The sequence below is a fragment of the Pullulanibacillus sp. KACC 23026 genome (genome assembly GCF_029094525.1).
Taxonomy (GTDB): Bacteria; Bacillota; Bacilli; order Bacillales; family Sporolactobacillaceae; genus KACC-23026.
Genome location: NZ_CP119107.1, coordinates 2,780,869 through 2,801,378, shown reverse-complemented (window position 1 = coordinate 2,801,378; position 20,510 = coordinate 2,780,869). Strand labels below are relative to the sequence as shown.

Below are 20,510 nucleotides of genomic sequence, written 5' to 3'. Positions count from 1 at the left end.
ATGTCTAGCCATTATAAATAATTCGATGAACCTACGCAAAACGCGGGGACGGTTCTTCTGTTTCAGAAATAGGATAACTTTCTTTTTATTTGCATAACGATTGATGTTGCTGGGAATAAGGCCGAGATTGACCAAGGACCATAGTTACAGAGTACAGAACAATAAAAATAGGCAAAGCAGGAAAGTGATTGAGGAGATGGTGAAGAGAAACTTGAATTGATAGATAGTAAACTGTCAGAAACAAACTAACAATATTGAAGGCTCTTATTTTGGTTTGGTGAGTTTTCAAGCTGGGCAAAGCAAAACGCTAGCCGATACATCACATGCCTCAAGCAGAGTGTTTAATTTTATAGGGCGGTCCATAATCTATCAGATCCGCCCCATTATCAATTTTTATACTAAATAAGACGACTCGCATTGAACCGTTTCATTCCATTAGATAATAGTTCTTACATCAACCCTTTGCCTTCCTTTTTGCTTTATTTGTTAAGAATAGGGCGGGAATGAACATAACGACTGTTAAAATATTGGCAACCAAAAAGGCAGTTTGATAGGCGGATGTTAAATGGGTTAGGTTTGGAGCCACATTCATCATTTGATTGGCAACAACCGTGGCCAATAGCGCTGAACCAAAAGCACCGCCTATATTTTGTATAATGCGCGTCGCAATACTAGCTTGCGGTATTTGACTCCTAGAAAGACCTGTGTATGAATCCGTCATAACTGGAATCGTAATGCCTCCTACGCCAATTCCGCGAATAAATAAGACCGCTCCGATTAGCCAATAGTCAGCACTCTGTGAAAACCATAGAAAAGGAACAGTCCCGATGAGAGTAATAACGATCGCGACGACCACCACGAGCTTTGCTCCTATTTTGTCTGTTAGTTTACCAATCATTGGTCGAGCAACCAGCATACCAAGACCTTGTGGGATGAGCGAGAGACCTGCAAGAATGACGGAATCGTGTCTAATATTTTGAAAGAATAGAGGCAAAAGCAGCATAGGTCCATTCGTCCCAATTCCCGCTAAGAATAAGGCGACAATGGAAGCTGTAAAACTCTTATACTTAAACAAACTCAAAGGAAGAATGACTTTCTTGGATTTTAATAAAGCGTAAATCACATAAACAATCGTTAGAAGAAGACCCAATAGAATGAATCCGATTGTTTTAGAATTAGTGAATCCAGAACCTGATGCGGCTTGGGTAATCCCGTATATATAACTGGCGGATAGCCCCCCTAACAAAATGACACCTAGCCAATCAAGCTTGGCACCTTTATTAGATGCAGCAAAATTTGGTAGTTTTTTGTATATAAAAAATAAGGCAATTAGTCCGATTGGAATATTGATAAAAAAGATCCAGCGCCATGAAGTGTATTCGACAATTCCTCCACCAATTACAGGTCCAAGTATGGGACCAAGAATAATCGGCAATCCAACGATCGACATCAATTTCCCCATATTTTCTTGTCCGGCCGTTTGAACTAACAATGTGGTCAGTAATGGAATGATAAGACCTGCGCTAAAACCTTGTATAATACGGAAAATAATAAGAGAATCGATGTTCCAAGAAATCCCTGAAAGAATAGAACTTACTAAAAATAGGAATTCTGCCGCTAAATAAATGTGTTTTCCATCAAATCGATTGATGAGCCATCCAGAAAACGGGACGGCAATTCCGGTTGCTAAAACATAACCCGTAATGACCCACTGAATGACATCAAGTGACGTATGAAAGTCAGTACCAAATTTATTAACCGCTATATTCACCATCGTTGTATCTAGCATGGGAGCAATTGCCCCAAGTACAAGCACAAGCGCTATGTTGATCAGTTCTTTCGGTAATTTCTCATTCTTATTCTTAGTCATAACTTACACTCCTCTTCTTCTAAGATACAATCTGTATCTTGATATTAAGAAGTATACACCTGAATTATATAAAGTACAATGCGTATCTTAAATTAATGGTAAAATAATGAGTAGTAACTAAGCGGGAGGTATACCATGGGAAATGAACGAAAACGCGGTGAGGAATTAGAAGTAGCGATATTAGAGGCGGCAGATAAAATTATTCATGAATCAGGTTATGAGAGCATGACCTTCCAAAATGTAGCCAAACTAGCTGAAACCAGTCGGACAGTCATCTATCGACGCTATGAAACACCTGTTGATCTATTGCACGCATTGGTTCGTTATAAATTCACACAAGCTCTTGGTGGTAATATGATTGATTTAGTGCAAGAAAAGGGCAGCCTGCGTTTGGACTTACTAGGTGTTGTAGAAGTTTACCAACAATTTTTTGACGCCGCTAGTCCAGAAGTTCTAAGTGCCATGTTGTTGGAGTTAAGCAAGAAAAATGAAAAATTTAAACAGTGGTCAATTAGGGCACGTGAAAGTAATATTGAAATAATGAAGAAGATAGAAGGGTTTGCCAAAGAACGTGGAGAAATCAATCATGAATTCACTTCGATGCAAATGAGTTTACCCTTTGATCTATTACGTTCTGTGAACATCATAAGCGGTGGCACTGTAACAAAAGACTACCTTATCCAGTTAGTGGATGAAGTCCTACTGCCGATCTTTTCAGGAAACAGGGGGACGGTTCTCGCGTCTCATTCGAAAACCGAATGAAACCTCAAAACAAAGGGATGGTTTTCCTTTCACTGGAGAACCGTCCCTTTTCAAGTGAGGGCGTTTATCAATTTAATAAACAAACAAAAATTTTGAATCCGAACTTAAATAGAGAAAGATCAATTAATATAGCTATTGTTAAATTTTATAAAATCCATCTAGTTTGTTAACCAATTATGAATAGTAAGTATAAAAACGATTTTTAATTGTGATTTTGTTTAACGTAAAATTTTTAAGGTCCCTAGGAGAGAGGATGATTAATAATTTGTTGACGGTTGTCACACGCGATGTTAAATTAGTGTTATCGATAACTTAACCCTATTTTAATTAGACTCTGTTAATATTGAATGTTGATTTTCTAATTGCTTTAGAATTAGACGAAAGAGGCTCTACTCTCACGGAAAGCGGGCCTGTTTCCTCCTATTATCAACAACGGTCTTGAACAGAACCTCTAATGAAAATAAGTCTTTATATAGAAGGGGAGATTATTATTGAAAACCATCGTTTGTGAACAACCAAACGAGTTTAAACCGGTCATAGCGGAGCATCCAACCCAAAAACAAGGAGAAGCGATCGTTGCCATAAAACAAATTGGTATTTGCGGTACTGATTATCACGCTTATAAAGGCAATCAGCCTTTTTTTGTCTATCCAAGAGTTTTAGGGCATGAATTGGCCGGTGTAATTGAATGGGTAGGTGAAAACGACGCAGGATTAAAAGAAGGAGATCAGGTTACGGTAATTCCTTATTTAGCATGCGGTGAATGCGTGGCATGTCGGCGAGGCAAAACCAATTGCTGTGCGCAAATGAAGGTATTAGGTGTACATATTGATGGAGGAATGACCGAAAAGATTTCTGTCCCTCATGAGAACCTCATCAAAACTGATGGGTTGTCGCTCGATGAATCAACCGTAGTCGAACCCTTAAGTATCGGCGCTCATGCCGTGAGAAGAGCAGGCATTCAAAAAGGTGAATATGCCCTTGTTATAGGTGCAGGCCCTATTGGATTGGGTGTGATGGCTTTTGCCCAACAAGAGGGGGCAAAGGTTATTGCAATGGATATAAATCAAGAGCGATTAGGTTTTTGTCAACGTTGGGCAAATGTAGATTTTATCGTAAATGCTTTAGAGTCGCCTATTGATTCGATCCAAGAAATAACGGGAGGGGATCTGCCAACCATTGTGTTTGACGCGACAGGAAATCGAAAAAGCATGGAAGGAGCTTTTCAGTATCCGGCAAATGGAGGAAAGTTAATTTATGTTGGATTAGTCCGATCTAATATTATGTTTTTTGATCCCGATTTTCATGCCAAAGAACTTACCTTAATGGGAAGCCGGAATGCGACTAAAGAAGACTTTGTTCATGTCATCAATTCGATTAAGAGAGGCAAAGTTGATGTGGGTTCATACATCACCCATCGTTCAAGTTTTGAGGAAATGATTGAACATTTTGATGAGTGGATGAAGCCCGAGACAGGTGTGGTGAAGGCCATCGTTCAAATGTGATATGAGCCTTATCTGCTAGAATTATCGAAATAGAGGAAAGGAGTTTTCCAATGCGAATTGATGCTCACCAGCATTATTGGAAGATTAACAGAGCTGATTATGGCTGGATTACCCCAGATATCCCTGTCCTATATCGAGATTTTATGGTAAACGATTTAAAGAAGCACCTGGAAGAAAATAATATAGATAAAACCATTGTTGTTCAAGCAGCTCCAACAATTGAAGAAACTGAATTCATTTTGGATTTGAGTACACATTCTACTTCAATCGCTGGCGTCGTAGGATGGGTTGATTTAGAGGATCCAACCTATAAGGAACAGCTTAATAAGTTTAGAGAACATCCGAAATTCATCGGGATCCGTATTATGATACAAGATATGCCAGATGAAAGTAGAATTTTAGAACCGCATTATTTGGAAGCGTTTGCCTATTTAGAGGAATTAGATCTTCCTATCGATTTGCTAGTAAAAGCCAGTCAACTTCCTGTTCTTTTAAAATTACTAAATCAAGTGTCTATCCGAGGAGTCATTGATCATATAGCAAAACCAAACATTGCAAAAGGTGAGCTTGAACCATGGAAACGACAGATTTCCGAAATTGCAAAACATCCAAATATCTACTGTAAATTATCAGGGATGGTGACAGAAGCTAATCACAATAACTGGCGAATAGAAGAGTTTATCCCTTATGTTCATCACATCATAGAGGAATTTGGAACAAATCGTGTCATGTATGGAAGTGATTGGCCGGTTTGTTTACTGTCTGCCAGTTATAACCAAGTTTATCAATTGCTGAAGGATACACTTCCAAGAAATATAACTTCTGTTGAGATAGAACGAATTTTTGGAGCTAACGCAATAGAGTTTTATCAACTAGATAAGTTATAAAAAAAGAACGTTTAATTAAAGGGAGGCCTTTTAAATGGATTATCGAAAGCTGGGAAAAACGGGATTAAATGTATCGTCTCTTAGTTTTGGCGCTTCTTCACTTGGATCTGTTTTTCGGGAGATCGATGAGAGTGAAGGTATTAAAACCGTTCACACAGCAATAGATCAAGGGATTAACCTTATTGATGTATCGCCTTACTATGGATTAACCAAAGCTGAAACAGTTCTAGGAAAAGCGATCAAAGACATTCCAAGAGACACCTTCTATTTATCTACAAAAGCTGGCCGTTACGGTGAGAAGGAATTCGACTTCTCAAAAAAACGAATTTTGTCTAGCATAGAAGAGAGTCTTTCACGTTTACAGACGGATTATGTCGATATCCTTCTTCTTCATGACATTGAATTTGGATCATTTGATCAAATAATGGAGGACGGAATTCCTGCTTTACAAGAACTTAAAAAACAAGGAAAAACACGTTTCATTGGCGTCTCAGGTCTTCCATTGATGATCTTTGATAAAATCTTGGAAAAAGCCGAATTGGATGTCATCCTGTCTTATTGTCATTATTCTCTAAACGATAATTCTCTTTTATCACGCCTTCCTTTACTTGAAAGCCAAAATATAGGAATCATTAACGCTTCTCCGTTATCAATGGGGCTTTTAAGCTCAAGACCAATTGCCGAATGGCATCCTGCCGATCAAGAGATTCGAGATCAATGTAAAAAAGCAGCGGCGTTTTGTGAGGAAATAGGGGCCGATTTATCGAAGCTGGCAATTCAATATTCTGTGCAAAATACAAATATACCAACCACCTTGGTAAGTTCGGCAAGCGTTGAAAATATCACAAAAAATGTAAAATGGGCAGATGAAACCATTGATGAGGAACTATTAGAAATGGTTCTCGATATTTTAAAACCAATTCATAACAAAACCTGGCCAAGTGGTAAACTTGAATATTCAGATATATATAGAAGTAATTAAAACTGACCTTTAAAGTTTAGATAAATTCATAAAAAAAACCTTCCATTCAATCTGAAGGTAATCAGATTTTAATTGAGAAAGGTGTTTTATTAAAGCAGTGTTTTAAGGCTTTTTATTTGGTAAAAAGCGAAGAAGCTCTGAAATGTATTTCAGCTGGCAGTATAATTTTTCGTGGCTTTTCGGGTGCTGTTCCCTCTATTCGTTCGATTAATAATTGTGTCCCCATATATCCAAAGTTATAGGCAGGCTGTTCGGCAACTGTTAAGATCGATTCATTTTCGGAATAATTGGGAATGACATCATAAGAGACAACTGCAACCTCCTCTGGAACTTTAACACCTAATTTGAAAAGAAATTTAAGTGTATTAAAACCAATAAAGTTATTCGTTGCAAATATGGCAGTAGGCCGCCGATCCGGTGATAAATTAAGCAGCTGTTGAATGGTATCTGACACATTACTTTCACGGAATTGGCTTTCTTTAATGAGATTCTCGTCAATGGTTAAGCCGTGAATCCTTAATGTATCTATATAAGCTTGATGTCTTTCACGTGCAGTTGAGACATCTAAAGGTCCGTTAACGATGGCGATCCTTTTATGTCCTTGATCAATTAAATGCTCAATTAAAGTCCTAGTTGTTGCTGAATTATCACTTAGAACCTGATCACATTCCAAACCTTGGATGTTTCGGTCCAGTAATACAAATGGAATCGCATGTTTAGTCAATTTTTGTATATTTTTCTTTGAAGATTCGTTTGCTGGAGCAATCAAGACCCCATCTGTACCAGTAGATATTAACATATCCATATATTTAGATTCTTTCTCAAAGTTCTCGTCACTATTGCACAATAGTAACTGGTAACCCATTTGCATGGCTTTATCTTCTGCCCCCCTTGCAACACTTGTGAAAAAAGGGTTAGAGATATCTGTAATCATTAGGGATAGGATTTTTGTTTTCTTAGTGATTAAGTTTCTAGCTGAGTTATTAGGGATATAATTTAGTTCTTTAATGACTGATTCAACTTTTTTTCTAGTTTCTTTACTAATTTTTCCAGATTTATTAATGACCCTTGAAACGGTCATGGCAGACACGTTTGCCTTTTTGGCTATATCATAAATTGTAACCATCGTCCAACTCCTTATGACACCCTTAAGTTTTACCACTATTATTCTAGTTTAACGATATTACTTTGGCAAGAATTTAATGTTATCGGTAACAAAAACAATCAAAGTTGTTAAGTAGCTACTAATAAAATGACTAACATACATAATTTTCTGTCTTCAACGATTGACGAGGGGTGTGTTTTCAGATACATTAATGTTATCGATATCATAAAAATAACTTAACGTCTTAGGGTGAAAGGGGGAATGGAATTGCTTAAAAGTATCCCTAAAAATTTATCTCCAGAGATGATAAAAGTCCTTATGGAGATGGGCCATGGTGATGAAGTCGTTTTAGCAGATGCTAATTTTCCCGGATCTTCTTTAAATTCTAGAGTTATTCGCGCTGATGGTCTAAGAATTCCGGGACTTCTTGAATCCATTATGAAATTATTCCCGTTAGATTGTTATTCTAAAACGCAAGTGGGACTCATGCAAGTAGTACCGGGCGATCATGCAAAGCCAGACATTTGGAATGAGTATCAAAACATTTTAAAGAAAAGTGGTGAGCCATTTAAAATCGAATATATTGAACGATTTGCCTTCTATGAAAGAACAAAAGCAACATACGCTGTTATTCAAACTGGAGAAACCGCTCTGTATGGAAACATTTTGCTAAAAAAAGGGGTTATTTAACTTTTTCAGGTACTTGATTCTTTAAATAAGATTAAAGAGGTACCAATTAATGAATTCCACAAAGAACAGTCAATAAGGTTGTTAAAAAGGATTTATTGTGTCCGCGTTATAAGGAAGATACATTATATTTAAACAATATAGAATCACATCCATAAATATAATACTTTTTTATTAATGGAGGTATTTATTTTTTCTCGATGCTAAGGATCAGGATCAAATTAACTATATAAAGTAGGAGTATGATCAAATGCCACAGAAATACCTCTATAAACCACCGAAAAATGGCTATCCAGAATGGAATAATAATCCTGAAATTTTTCAATTAAACCGCATGCCGGCGCACGCCACATTGATACCGTTTCGAACGTTGGAAGAAGCACTAAGGCTAGATAATACTTCTTCAATTAATTATTTTTCTCTTAACGGCGTTTGGAAATTTTCATTCGCAACAAACCCGGAATTACGTATTCAGAATTTCTATGAATCTGACTATGACTTAAGTGGATGGGATGACATTTCTGTTCCTGGCCATTGGCAGTTTCAAGGATATGATTATCCACAGTACACAAATATCCGCTACCCTTGGCACGGGAAGGAAAACATTGAGCCACCAATTGCTCCAACTGAATATAACCCTGTCGGTTCATACATTAAATCCTTCATTATTCCAGAAGAATGGATAGACCAGCCTGTATTCATCAGTTTTCAGGGTGTAGAATCCTCTTTTTATGTATGGTTAAACGGTGAGTTTGTCGGCTACAGTGAAGACACCTTCACTCCCGCAGAATTTGATCTTACTCCATATCTAATTGAGGGTGAAAACAAACTTTCTGTTGAAGTGTACCGCTGGTGTGACGCGAGTTGGCTTGAAGATCAAGACTTCTGGAGACTTAGTGGCATTTTTCGTGATGTTTATTTATACACGACTCCTGACGCCCACATATTTGACCTTTTTGTTAAAGCCAACTTAGATGAATTATACCAAGATGCAGAAATAATTGTGGATGCTACAATCTTCAACGAATTTGGAAAGAATCTGGGCACACTTAAAGCCGAAGTATTTCTTTTTGATAGAGAACATCAACCAGTGTTTGATCAACCACTTGAAATCACTGCGGATATAGGGTCTAAGAGTTCCATTCATATTCATACAGCAGCACATGTTAAATCTCCACTTAAATGGAGTGCTGAGACGCCAAACCTTTACATATTGGTTATAACTCTGAAAGATGAAAAGGGGCATCTCTTTGAAACAGTTCGTTCCAAGTTAGGCTTCCGAAACATTGAAATAAGAAATGGTTTAATGATGATAAACGGTAAGCGTATTGTTTTAAAAGGGACAAACCGGCATGAATTTTCCTGTGATACAGGAAGATCACTGGCGTACGAAGACATGCTTAAGGATATACAATTAATGAAAGCGCATAATATCAATGCAGTGCGTACGTCACATTATCCTAATGATCAACGTTGGTACGAATTGTGCGATGAATTTGGCTTATATGTGATTGATGAAACCAATCTTGAGACACATGGGACGTGGACTTTTGGGCAAAAAGGTCTCGGAACGGCGATACCAGGCAGCAGCCCTGAGTGGACAGAAAACGTGCTGGATCGTTGCAACTCCATGTTTCAGCGGGATAAGAATCATCCCTCCGTCATTATTTGGTCCCTTGGGAATGAATCGTTTGGTGGGGATAACTTTATTAAGATGCATGATTATCTGAAGGAAGCCGATCCAACCCGTCTAGTTCATTACGAAGGTGTCGTACACTACCGTGAATCAGAAGCGGCTAGTGATATCGAGAGCCGGATGTATTCTCCTATTGAGGAAATCGAACAATATGCACTAAGCAATCCTAAAAAACCGTTTATTTTGTGTGAATACAGTCATGCAATGGGAAATTCAAACGGAGGATTGCAGAAGTACTGGGAAATGTTTGATCGTTATCCAGTCCTTCAGGGAGGGTTTATTTGGGATTGGGTTGACCAATCGATACGAACAAGAACAGCCGAAGGGATCGAATACTTTGCATACGGTGGCGATTTTGATGACTCTCCAAACGATGGCAATTTTTGCGGAAACGGTCTCATCTTTGCTGATAGGTCTATCTCACCAAAATTATACGAGGTTAAAAAGTGTTATCAAAGTGTTAAGTTCAGTTCGGTTGACCTTAGCAAGGGGAAGATCTCTATTGAGAATCGATATTTGTTTACACCACTCAGCGAATTTAACTTAGTGTGGGAGGTCCTCAAAAACGGAAAAGTTGTTGAAGATGGAGTTATGAGCATTCGTACTCTGCCTGGTGAGAAAGAGACGATTTCCCTTCCAATGACTGTCCCGTTGAGTTTGTCTGGATCTAATGAATATTGGTTAACGGTTCGGTTGGAATTATCAAAGGACACAGTGTGGGCAAAACAGGGACATGAGATCGCATTTGAGCAATTTCAACTCACTCCCTTAAGATCCCATCTTTTATCAAAAAGTAACATAAAGTTAGGGTTGCATACCGACGAAGAAGATATAATACTTCGTGTTACCGGAAATGATTTCTCAATCTGCTTTAATAGGCAAACAGGGAATATGATCTCTTATTTGATAGCGGGTACTGAGTTGCTTAAACGGGCACTCGAACCCAATTTTTGGAGAGCATATACGGATAACGATCGAGGAAATGGAAGTAATCAACGTTTAGCTGCTTGGCGTGATGCGAGTTTGAATCGACAATTACTTGCGTTTGAATGGAAAAAGTCAGGCGGTAATGTTGAGGTAACGGCATCCTATCAATTGCCTACGATCTCAGCTTCTTTCTGTAACCTCACTTATACAATAGTTGGTGACGGAACCGTTGAAGTACTTCAAGAATTGATACCCTCCCAATACTTACCAGAGATTCCGACAGTTGGCATTAGCTTTGAAATGGAGGCCTGTTTTGAGCATATTTCATGGTATGGGAAGGGACCGCATGAGTCTTACTGGGATCGTCAAACAGGGGCAAAAATAGGCTGTTATAATGGGAAAGTAGAAGAGCAATTTGTACCATATCTCCGCCCCCAGGAATGCGGAAATAAAACCGAAGTTAGGTTTGCAAAAGTCACCAACTTAGAAGATGTTGGCTTTTTGATTACAGCACCTACACCATTTGAATGGAATGTTTTGCCGTACACTCCATTTGAGCTAGAGGAGTGCGATCACGCTTATAAACTACCGGAAATTAGTAAAACGGTAGTTAGAGTTAACTATAAGCAAATGGGTGTAGGCGGTGATGACAGCTGGGGCTCTCGAACACATCCTGAATTTACGTTACCTGCCAATAGACCATATACCTTCCGACTATACTTGAAAGGGCTAAAGGGTTAAATGGCAACAGAGATAGGATTGGTGGAAGACCAGTCTTTATTCCTTTTAAAAGAAACCAACATAATTGGATAATATTGCTCAAACTATACTCGAACGACGCCCCTTTCTTTATTTGATAGCCTTGTTATATCGAAATAGTTGACTGAATATTCGAATTTAAAAATGGGTTAATTAGAAAAAAACCTTATGAACTAAATATAGCTTAATAATTTTAAAAAACTCCGTGGCAGACTGCATTTCTCTCACGGAGTTTATAATTAGGAGCTAGTTTTAAAATTTAATAATTTTAAGGGTTTATTCGAAGTTCGCATACAGTGATTTTGGTTACTTGAGTCACCATTTTTTTAATACTTATAAGGTATAAGGACTTTGGAAGAAATTACAAAGAAAATTTATTACCATAATAACTGCTATCGCCAAGAGTCATTTCCAGAAAATTTTTTGGTATTTCCAAATCTGTTTATTACAAACTATTTTCTATAAAAGTGTTTTTAGAGGATGTGAGAATTAATGAGATTCACAGTTACATTTAAAAAGTTTATGATTTCTTACCTTTTAATTCTAATCCTTCCCATGATAACGGGCTTTATTATCTATAGAATTTCGATTAATTTAGCAATTTCAAGTTCAATTACAAACAGTTTTTCTGTGTTAAAACAAAGTGAGCTTGTTCTAGATCAGAGAATGAATGAAATTGGAAATTTTACTAGACAGTTTGCGTTTAACAATGATGTCATTGAGTTGCTCAATTTAAGAGATTCGGATAAAAAAAGCTCAGTTTTCCTCGCATGGAATATTTCAAAAGATTTACTAAGTTATGCGACTACGAATGACTATTTGCAAAATTGTTATCTATATATAAAAAGGGATCAAACCGTAATTACTCCTAAATCTGTGTTTTATCGGGATAAGGATTTTTATTCTTTAAATAACTACAGTCATAATTCTTTTTTAGATTGGAAGAAAAATGTACTAGAGAAAAATCATAATGGGGATTTTATTCCGTTAACGTCAAAAACTAACGGTGCACATACTACAATAAATTATGTCCAATCCCTTCCTTTAAATAGTTTCAATCAACCTATTGGTACTTTAGTTGTTCAGATCAATGAAAATCAATTTGATGATCTTTTAACAAATTTTGAAAAACTATACGGCGGCTGGGCCTACATCACCGATCAAGATGGAAATACTTTAGCAAAAAATGGAATTAGTAATAGACAAATAAAGAATTTGAATCTAAGGCCATGGGCGTACAAAAAGAACACGCATCGTTTCTTAAATAATGACACCTTACTTATAACATCGTATTCCCCTCATAATGGTTGGTACTATGTAGCCGGTATACCTAAGAGTAGTCTGTTAAAAAGCGCGAATATTGTAAAGAGAATGTCTCTTTGGATTACCTTATTGACCTTAATATTAGGTGGTTTTATTTGCTTGGTATTTGCAATAAAAAATAGTGGTCCAATACATGGTTTAGTTTTAACGGTTAAAGAGCACCTTGGATTAGAAGGAGAAAAATTAAAAGATGAGTATCGTTTTTTACAAGGAAATATTGGGAAGCTTCTTTCCCAAAATAAATCCCTAGAAAATAAATTATCTCATCAGCTTCCTATACTTAAAGAAACGTACTTAAAACGCCTTATTCAAGGTGATGTTTATTCAATAGATGAAATAAGAGAGATAAATGAACATTTTGGTTCGAAACCTCAGAATTATGGATATGTTGGCATTTTAAAATTCAATGGTTATTTAAACAAGATCCATAATAATGAACTGGCTATTGCTCGATTATTAACAAAAGATACATTAATGCAATTGGATCAGAATATTCAAGTTACAAATTACAGTGTTGATCAACTCGTCTTCATATATTGGATTGAATTGGAAAGTAAAGCAAAGGATCTCCAAAAGATTAGAAATGAGATTAATAGTATCACTCAATGTATTGAAGAGAAGTATCAATTTTCTATAACAATAGCCATTGGATCAATGTTTGAAACATTGGAAGATGTGAATCAATCCTTCCAAGATTCTAAGCAATTAATGGATTATTCGGTATTAATGAATCAATCTGGTTTATTCTGGCACGATGAATTTAAAAAAGAAACCATTATATATAAATATACGATCGATCAAGAATTGCAAATCATTAATGCTTTAAAAACAGGAGAAGCGTCCACAGCTAAAGCGCTACTCGATGGAGTTTTCGAAGAAAACTTTAGTGAAAATCAATTATCCATTGAGATGGCTTTACAGCTTATTAATGAAATAAAAGCAACATTGCTTAAAACATTAGATATAAAAAGGCAAAATGAATCAAGTGAATTAATAGCCTTACAAACAAAATTAAAAAGTTTGGAATCAACGGATAGATTAGAACAAATTCATCAATTATTTAATCAAGCTATTGAAGAGATCTGTTGTTCATTTAATAAAAAGAAAATTGAATTGGATAATGCGATGATCCGAATTATTAAAGAATTCTTAGAAGATAATTATGGAGATGCAAACTTAACTTTAAATGAAATTGCGGAAAAACTTGATCTACAGGAAAAATATGTGGCACAAATGTTTAAGCAGCAAACAGGCATGTATCTTATGGAGTATCTGGAGAAAATTAGAATGAAGAAAGCTGCTCAATTTTTAATTGAAACAGAGATGAAAATTGAAGATATAGGTTGCACAGTTGGATACAATAGCTCGCATTCCTTTCGGAGAGCCTTTAAACGAATGTTAAATGTGACTCCGAATCAGTACAGGAAAGCAATAAATGGGAATCTAATCCAACAGTAAGTATAGGTACCGATTGTGTACCTTGATAAATCGATTGTACCTTATTGTGTTACCGGGTGTGAAAGTAGGAGAAAAAGGCTATTCCTGAAGGATGTACCATAAGAAATGGATTGTACCTACACATCACTAAGCTCGTATGGTATCTTAATCATCACAAAGAAAAAGTTTTTTGACAATTTATGAAAGCGGAAACATCTTACCTTCGTAACTGGTAAACTAATTCTCTTGTAACTGATCGAAATGGTCAAATTTAAACGAAAAGGAGTGGAGAAAATTATTTTTTTGCATGTTATTAAAGGTAGTTCATTTTACTCAAGGAGTTGACTAAGGGGAGGAGTTTATGCTGAAAACGAACATTCAAAAAAGTAGCCTCGTGTTAAATAAAGGTTACAGTACTTCAACAATTTATAAAAAAAAGACTCTTGGGCAGAAAGCCAAATATAGTTTCCGAAAACATTGGCAACTCTATCTGGTGATTATACCTTCAGTTCTTTACTTCATCATTTTCAAATATATCCCCATGTTTGGAACCATAATAGCTTTTAAAGATTACAGTGTGGTTCAGGGGATTTGGGGCAGTCCGTGGGCGGGACTTAAGTATTTTAAACTTTTTTTTAATAATCCAATGGCTTGGAGTCTCATTAAAAATACATTGTTTTTGAGTCTATATCATATTTTAGTAAGTTTTCCGTTACCCATTTTACTCGCTCTAGCATTGAATGAAATTCGTCAGGGTGTATTTAAGAAAACAGTTCAAATGGTAACATACGCCCCTTATTTTATTTCAACTGTCGTGCTTGTTTCAATGATTATTATGATGACTTCACCTAGATTGGGCGTAATAAATCATATATTAGTGGCTCTTGGTTTTCATTCTGTTAATTTTATGGGGGATCCAAATTTATTTAGGTCTATCTATGTATGGTCGGATGCTTGGCAAAATACAGGATATTCAGCTGTTGTTTATTTAGCCGCACTTGCTGGTGTGGATCCATCTTTATATGAAGCGGCAAAAATGGACGGGGCATCTCGAATTCAAAAGATTCTCCACATAGATCTTCCTGGTATTATGCCGGCTATGGTCATTATATTGATTCTAACTATAGGAAATCTCATGGCAGTAGGTTTTGAGAAAATTTACTTGTTACAAAATCCGCTTAATTTAGGTGTATCCGAGGTTTTAGCGACTTATGTATTTAAAATGGGTCTCCTAAATGCTAATTATAGCTTAGCCGCTGCAATTGGTCTATTTAACTCTCTTGTAAATTTAATTCTTATTTTGATTTCAAACTTTTTAGCTAAGCGCGTTACAGGCAACGGCCTATGGTAACTTTTTATAAAGGAGGGTGTAAAAATTGATTAAAGCACGCTCAGTAAAGAATACATTTGGCGATAAGGTTTTCTTAACTATCGTTTATATTGTTTTATCTTTACTGCTAATTATAATTCTGTACCCCCTAATATATATTATCAGTTCTTCAATCAGCAGTCCTCTGGCAGTTTCATCAGGAAAAGTTTGGTTGTGGCCAGTTGATATTTCATTAAAAGGATATAAGGCAATATTGAGTAATTCAGAAGTTTTAGTAGGTTATGCAAACTCTCTTTTTTATACGGTTTTCGGTACGTTGGTCAGTGTCACGTTAACTGTTGTGTTAGCTTACCCACTCTCACGAAAAACCTTTTTCGGGAAGAATATACTCATGATCTTTATTTTATTTACTATGCTTTTCTCTGGTGGATTAATTCCTGAATATTTGTTAGTCAAAGATCTTCACATGCTTGATACAAGGTGGTCTATGATCATTCCAAAAGCAATAGCAGTTTGGCAAGTTATTATTGCGAGAACCTTCTTTCAATTAAGTATTCCAGAGGAGTTGGTGGAAGCAAGTGAAATGGATGGATGCAGTGATCTTCGTTTTCTGTGGTCAGTTGTTCTCCCATTAGCGAAGCCGATTATTGCCGTATTAGTACTTATGTATGCTGTTTTTCAATGGAACTCTTATTTTGATGCCATGATTTATTTGAAGTCTGCTTCACTCTTTCCGTTACAACTAGTGCTTCGGGATATTATTATCTTAAATACAACTGATTCAACAATGAATGCCAGTCAGTTGATGCAGTTACAACAGCTAGCTGATTTAATGAAATATTCATTAATAGTAGTTGCAAGCTTGCCTGTGCTAATTATATATCCATTTGTTCAGAAACATTTTATGAAAGGTGTACTAATTGGCTCGATCAAAGGTTGAAAACAATATGAAGGAGAGGTTTTCTAATGAAAACGCAAGGGATTATTGGTTTAATTTTAGTGTTAATCTGCAGTGTCTTGCTATCAGGATGTGGTAATTCAAACAAAACGGATGCAACAGCTAGTAATGGCAAACCAACACTCACGATCTTTGCTCAAGAAAATACGGGTACTGATTTGAATACGAACTCATTTACCAAATTAATGGAAAAGAAGTTTGATGTTAATCTCAAGTTTCAAACCACTACCTGGGATTCTACAACTGCGAGCCAAAAACGACAAATTTCACTAGCCAGCGGAGATTATCCCGATGCCTATATGCTCATCCCCTGGGTTGATCAATTTTCAACGAATGAGCTCCTAAAGTATGGGAAACAAGGTGTTCTTATTCCTCTGAATGATTTAATAAAGAAGTATGCCCCGCATATTCAGAAGGAACTCGATACAAATAAAAATTTTAAAGCTATGACGGTTTCACCTGATGGAAACATTTATGGGATCCCTGAATTGAACGAATGCTACCATTGTTCCTATCCGCAAAAAATGTGGATTAACTCAGATTGGTTGAAAAAGCTAAACTTGTCAATGCCGAAAACCACACAGGATTTTGAAAAAGTATTAGAAGCTTTTAAAACAAAGGATCCAAACGGTGATGGAAAAGCTGATGAAATTCCTTTAAGTGGATCTACGAACGTATCGGATCAAAATATTATTCCTTTTTTAATGGATGGGTTCATTTATGATGACGGGCATCAATACTTGTTAATGAATAATGGGAAGGTCAGTTTTGCGGCCAATCAATCAGGGTGGAAACAAGGGTTGGAGTATATTCACACCTTATATCAAAAAGGACTTATTGATCCAGGTGCCTTTACACAAAATGGTGATGCCTATCTAAAACTAGGAAACAATGCAAATACGGAAATTCTCGGGGCAGGAGCTGCAACACATCCAGGTGAGTTCGTTAATGATTCAAAAAGACTATATTCCTCAAACTATCAAGCAGTAGCACCACTTCAAGGTCCGAATGACTCTTATTCGACTTACTACTATCCTGTGGCTCCAGGGGCAGACTTTGTGTTAACAAATAAAGCGTCTAAACAAGCCCAAATTGCTGCGATTAAAATCATCGACTATTTATTTACAACTCAGGGACAAATTGAAGGGCAATTTGGGAAAGAAGGCGTGGACTGGCGTAAGCCGAAATCAGGTGATGTAGCTCTAGGAGGAAAAAATGTCACACCTCAATATGCAACAATTCCTCAACCGGATGGAGCAAAGCCAGATAATAACGCATGGGGTCCAACTGCTCAGTATGGTTCTCCTAAATCCTTTAGAGATGCACAAGTACAATCTACACAAATTTATACTGCTGATGGCTATGAACGCAGACTGCAAGATGCGACCAAATTATATGATGGCAAACAGCCTAGTGAAGTCTTTCCATCTTGGGCAGTGTGGATTGATCCATCCGTTGCAGATGAAGAGGCAATGCTACAAACAAATATTGATGATTATGTTCAGCAGAATACCCTTAAATTTATAACAGGTGACCTAGACATTAATAAAGATTGGAATACCTATGTTAAAGGTTTAGATAAACTAGGTATAAATCGTTATTTGCAAATTATGCAGCAGTCCTATGATAAATCATTCAAATGATTTTTAATAGTTAAACAGAAAAAGCGCCATCTTAATTATTAGGTGGCGTGCCTTTCTATTAATTATCAGAGCAGCGAATTCCCTCGCGTTTGTTGAAGATTTAAAAACAAGATATACATTGAAAAAGGTTATCAGCTGAGTTAAGCAATGCTTTGGTGTATATCTTTTTAATGATCCTTTAGTTACATCTAATTGATACTTGAGAGGAGTGAATGACTTGAAACTAACATATGATAAGTCAGCGGAATTCTGGACAGAAGCTCTTCCGTTAGGGAATGGCAGACTGGGAGCTATGGTATATGGTCATGTAGAGGAGGAACATATTCAGCTTAATGAAGATACTTTCTGGTCAGGGTTTCCAAAGGATTCAAACAACCCTAATGCTAAAAATAGTTTGCCAAAGATTAGAAGTTTATTAAAAGAGGAAAAGTTTTCAGAGGCTGAAAAACTTTGTCATGAAATTATGGGTCCTTATACGCAATCCTATCAACCTCTAGGAGATCTCTATTTGAAAATGCATCATGGGGATAAATACGACAACTATAAACGGGAGCTTGATATCGAAAATGCGATTACGAGAACTCACTATCAAATTGGTGATGTTCTGTATACCCGTGAAATGTTTATTTCCTATCCTGACCAAGTTTTGGTTATACATTTAAAAGCAAGTCACCCAAAGGCATTAAGATTATCAGCAATACTCTCTAGTAAACAGAGATATACGACGTTTTTAGAGGATAAGGACCTAGTTATCAAGGGGATTGCTCCTGAAGAAGTGAAACCAAGCTATTATACTCATGATTTACCTGTGGTTTATGGAGAACTTGATCGTACAGAAGCGATGCATTTTGAGGGAAGACTGCGTATCATAGAAAATGACGGCGATCTTTATTTTGATAATCATCTGCTTCATATAAAAGATGCGACCCATGTCACTTTAGTTTTTGACGCAACCACTAGTTTTAACGGATCTAATAGATCACCTGCAAGAGAAGGAAGAAACCCAGAAGAATTAGTCATGGATCACCTAAGTAAATGCAGCACCAAAACCTATAATAACCTGCTCGATGATCACGTAAAAGACTATCATTCCCTTTTTAAAAGGGTTGAATTGGATTTAAATTCAGATATGAGTATGGAGCCTTTACCTACGGATCAACGAATTGAAAAATATGGTATAAGCGACCGTTCATTAATTGAGCTCTTGTTTCAGTATGGACGCTATCTTTTAATTGCAAGTTCAAGGCCAGGTACTCAACCAGCCAATTTACAAGGGATATGGAATCAAGATATTCGTCCCCCATGGAGCAGTAATATGACCAATAATATTAATGTTGAAATGAATTATTGGCCAGCAGAAACTATCAACCTATCAGAGTGCCATGAACCTTTATTAAGGTTTATTTCAGAATTAGTTGAAAATGGAAAAAAGACAGCAACAATTAATTATGGTTGCAGAGGATGGACGGCCCACCATAACAGTGACATTTGGAGGCAAACGGCTCCCGTAGGAGATTTTGGACATGGGAGTCCGGTTTGGGCTATTTGGCCAATGGCATCAGCTTGGTTATGTCAGCATTTATGGGAACATTATGATTTTTCTGGGGATACGGACTACCTAAGATGCTCTTATCCTATTATGAAAGAAGCGGCATTATTTTATTTAGATTGGTTAGTAGAAGATGATGAAGGCTACTTAATTACTTCCCCCTCCACGTCACCAGAAAATCTCTTCATAGCTCCAGATGGTGAAAAGGTTGGGGTTGGTGTCGCGTCCACGATGGATATGGAATTAATTTGGGATTTGTTTACGAATTGCATTAATGCTGCAGAAGTACTAGAACTGGATAAGTCGCTAACAAACGAATTAAGGTCTTCTCGAGATAAATTATATCCCTTCCAAGTTGGGAAGTTGAATCAACTTCAAGAATGGTCAAAAGACTTTGAGGAAGAAGATCCCCATCATCGTCATACCTCTCACCTTTTTGCGATCCATCCTGGAAGGCAAATTACGGAAAGTCAACATCCCGACTTGTTCCAGGCTGCCAAAAGATCTTTAGAACTTAGAGGAGACGAGGGGACGGGTTGGAGCCTTGCCTGGAAGATTTGTTTTTGGGCGCGATTTAAAGATGGAAATCATGCCTTAGCCATCATCTCGAATTTATTTAACTTAGTATCAGAGCGTAATATTAACTATCAAAATGGTGGAGGACTGTACGCTAATCTCTTTGACGCTCATCCACCTTTTCAAATCGATGGTAATTTTGGATTTACTGCAGGGGTTGCTGAAATGCTGTTGCAATCACACACAGGTGTAATGGAAATACTACCCGCCCTACCCGAAGAATGGGAGACAGGCAAAGTAAAAGGACTAAGAGCCCGAAAAGGTTTTGAGGTTGATTTTTCCTGGCGTGAAGGAAGGGTTGAACGTGTTTTCATTTATTCGAAAAAAGGTAACCCTTGTCGTCTAAAAATTAAAAAAGGAGATTCTTTTGTTGTTACAAATAATGGCGTAAGAGTCTCTAACACCATTGAAAATAATTTCCTATTATTCAATACAGAACCTGGAGAAACTTATTTAATTGAATATGAAGCCTCTGGAATAATTGATTCACTCTAAAAATACAAGATTATTAAAG

13 protein-coding genes are annotated in these 20,510 nt (G+C 36.8%); 11 read left to right on the top strand and 2 right to left on the bottom strand.

The genetic code is table 11. The features are described 5' to 3' along the window. Positions 1-454: 454 nt before the first annotated feature. Positions 455-1,870, bottom strand: coding sequence for an MDR family MFS transporter (locus tag PU629_RS12985; RefSeq protein WP_275280494.1), 1,416 nt, complete (start codon positions 1,868-1,870; stop codon positions 455-457). Between the two features lie 135 nt (positions 1,871-2,005). Here PU629_RS12985 and PU629_RS12980 point away from each other — a divergent pair, with 135 nt between their 5' ends. The 4 genes from PU629_RS12980 to PU629_RS12965 all read left to right on the top strand — a co-directional run bounded on the left by PU629_RS12980 (position 2,006) and on the right by PU629_RS12965 (position 6,006). Beyond that, on the top strand, positions 2,006-2,632 hold the full coding sequence (locus PU629_RS12980) for a TetR/AcrR family transcriptional regulator (protein WP_275280493.1): 627 nt from the start codon (positions 2,006-2,008) through the stop codon (positions 2,630-2,632). A gap of 491 nt (positions 2,633-3,123) precedes the next feature. Further along, positions 3,124-4,137: a zinc-binding alcohol dehydrogenase family protein gene (locus tag PU629_RS12975; RefSeq protein ID WP_275280492.1), complete on the top strand. Its 1,014-nt coding sequence runs from the start codon at positions 3,124-3,126 to the stop codon at positions 4,135-4,137. A 50-nt stretch (positions 4,138-4,187) separates the two neighbouring features. Beyond that, a complete protein-coding gene (locus tag PU629_RS12970; protein WP_275280491.1) occupies positions 4,188-5,024 on the top strand; it encodes an amidohydrolase family protein in 837 nt (278 codons plus the stop codon). 34 nt (positions 5,025-5,058) lie between these two features. Next, entirely contained in the window at positions 5,059-6,006 is a 948-nt protein-coding gene (locus PU629_RS12965) for an aldo/keto reductase (RefSeq protein ID WP_275280490.1), read from the top strand. Between the two features lie 112 nt (positions 6,007-6,118). On the opposite strand, the gene PU629_RS12960 is transcribed toward PU629_RS12965, so the two are convergent. Continuing rightward, positions 6,119-7,132: a LacI family DNA-binding transcriptional regulator gene (locus tag PU629_RS12960; RefSeq protein ID WP_275280489.1), complete on the bottom strand. Its 1,014-nt coding sequence runs from the start codon at positions 7,130-7,132 to the stop codon at positions 6,119-6,121. A 246-nt stretch (positions 7,133-7,378) separates the two neighbouring features. Here PU629_RS12960 and fucU point away from each other — a divergent pair, with 246 nt between their 5' ends. From fucU to PU629_RS12925, 7 genes are all read left to right on the top strand, one after another. Beyond that, positions 7,379-7,801: an L-fucose mutarotase gene (gene fucU / locus PU629_RS12955; RefSeq protein ID WP_275280488.1), complete on the top strand. Its 423-nt coding sequence runs from the start codon at positions 7,379-7,381 to the stop codon at positions 7,799-7,801. A 247-nt stretch (positions 7,802-8,048) separates the two neighbouring features. Beyond that, positions 8,049-11,162: a beta-galactosidase, LacZ type gene (gene lacZ, locus PU629_RS12950; protein WP_275280487.1), complete on the top strand. Its 3,114-nt coding sequence runs from the start codon at positions 8,049-8,051 to the stop codon at positions 11,160-11,162. A 510-nt stretch (positions 11,163-11,672) separates the two neighbouring features. Next, positions 11,673-13,961: an AraC family transcriptional regulator gene (locus tag PU629_RS12945; protein ID WP_275280486.1), complete on the top strand. Its 2,289-nt coding sequence runs from the start codon at positions 11,673-11,675 to the stop codon at positions 13,959-13,961. A 475-nt stretch (positions 13,962-14,436) separates the two neighbouring features. After that, a complete protein-coding gene (locus tag PU629_RS12940; protein ID WP_481900513.1) occupies positions 14,437-15,291 on the top strand; it encodes an ABC transporter permease in 855 nt (284 codons plus the stop codon). 25 nt (positions 15,292-15,316) lie between these two features. Next, a complete protein-coding gene (locus PU629_RS12935; protein WP_275280484.1) occupies positions 15,317-16,210 on the top strand; it encodes a carbohydrate ABC transporter permease in 894 nt (297 codons plus the stop codon). Between the two features lie 26 nt (positions 16,211-16,236). Further along, a complete protein-coding gene (locus PU629_RS12930; protein WP_275280483.1) occupies positions 16,237-17,871 on the top strand; it encodes a type 2 periplasmic-binding domain-containing protein in 1,635 nt (544 codons plus the stop codon). Positions 17,872-18,088: 217 nt separating this feature from the next. Beyond that, entirely contained in the window at positions 18,089-20,491 is a 2,403-nt protein-coding gene (locus tag PU629_RS12925; RefSeq protein WP_481900431.1) for a glycoside hydrolase family 95 protein, read from the top strand. Positions 20,492-20,510: the final 19 nt, after the last annotated feature.

Excerpts from the sequence above, each read along its gene's own strand:
- PU629_RS12965 (WP_275280490.1), top strand. The coding sequence starts at position 5,059 with ATGGATTATCGAAAGCTGGGAAAAACGGGATTAAATGTATCGTCTCTT.
- PU629_RS12945 (WP_275280486.1), top strand. The coding sequence starts at position 11,673 with ATGAGATTCACAGTTACATTTAAAAAGTTTATGATTTCTTACCTTTTA.
- PU629_RS12930 (WP_275280483.1), top strand. The coding sequence starts at position 16,237 with ATGAAAACGCAAGGGATTATTGGTTTAATTTTAGTGTTAATCTGCAGT.
- PU629_RS12980 (WP_275280493.1), top strand. The coding sequence starts at position 2,006 with ATGGGAAATGAACGAAAACGCGGTGAGGAATTAGAAGTAGCGATATTA.
- PU629_RS12960 (WP_275280489.1), bottom strand. The coding sequence starts at position 7,132 with ATGGTTACAATTTATGATATAGCCAAAAAGGCAAACGTGTCTGCCATG.
- PU629_RS12985 (WP_275280494.1), bottom strand. The coding sequence starts at position 1,870 with ATGACTAAGAATAAGAATGAGAAATTACCGAAAGAACTGATCAACATA.
- PU629_RS12970 (WP_275280491.1), top strand. The coding sequence starts at position 4,188 with ATGCGAATTGATGCTCACCAGCATTATTGGAAGATTAACAGAGCTGAT.
- lacZ (WP_275280487.1), top strand. The coding sequence starts at position 8,049 with ATGCCACAGAAATACCTCTATAAACCACCGAAAAATGGCTATCCAGAA.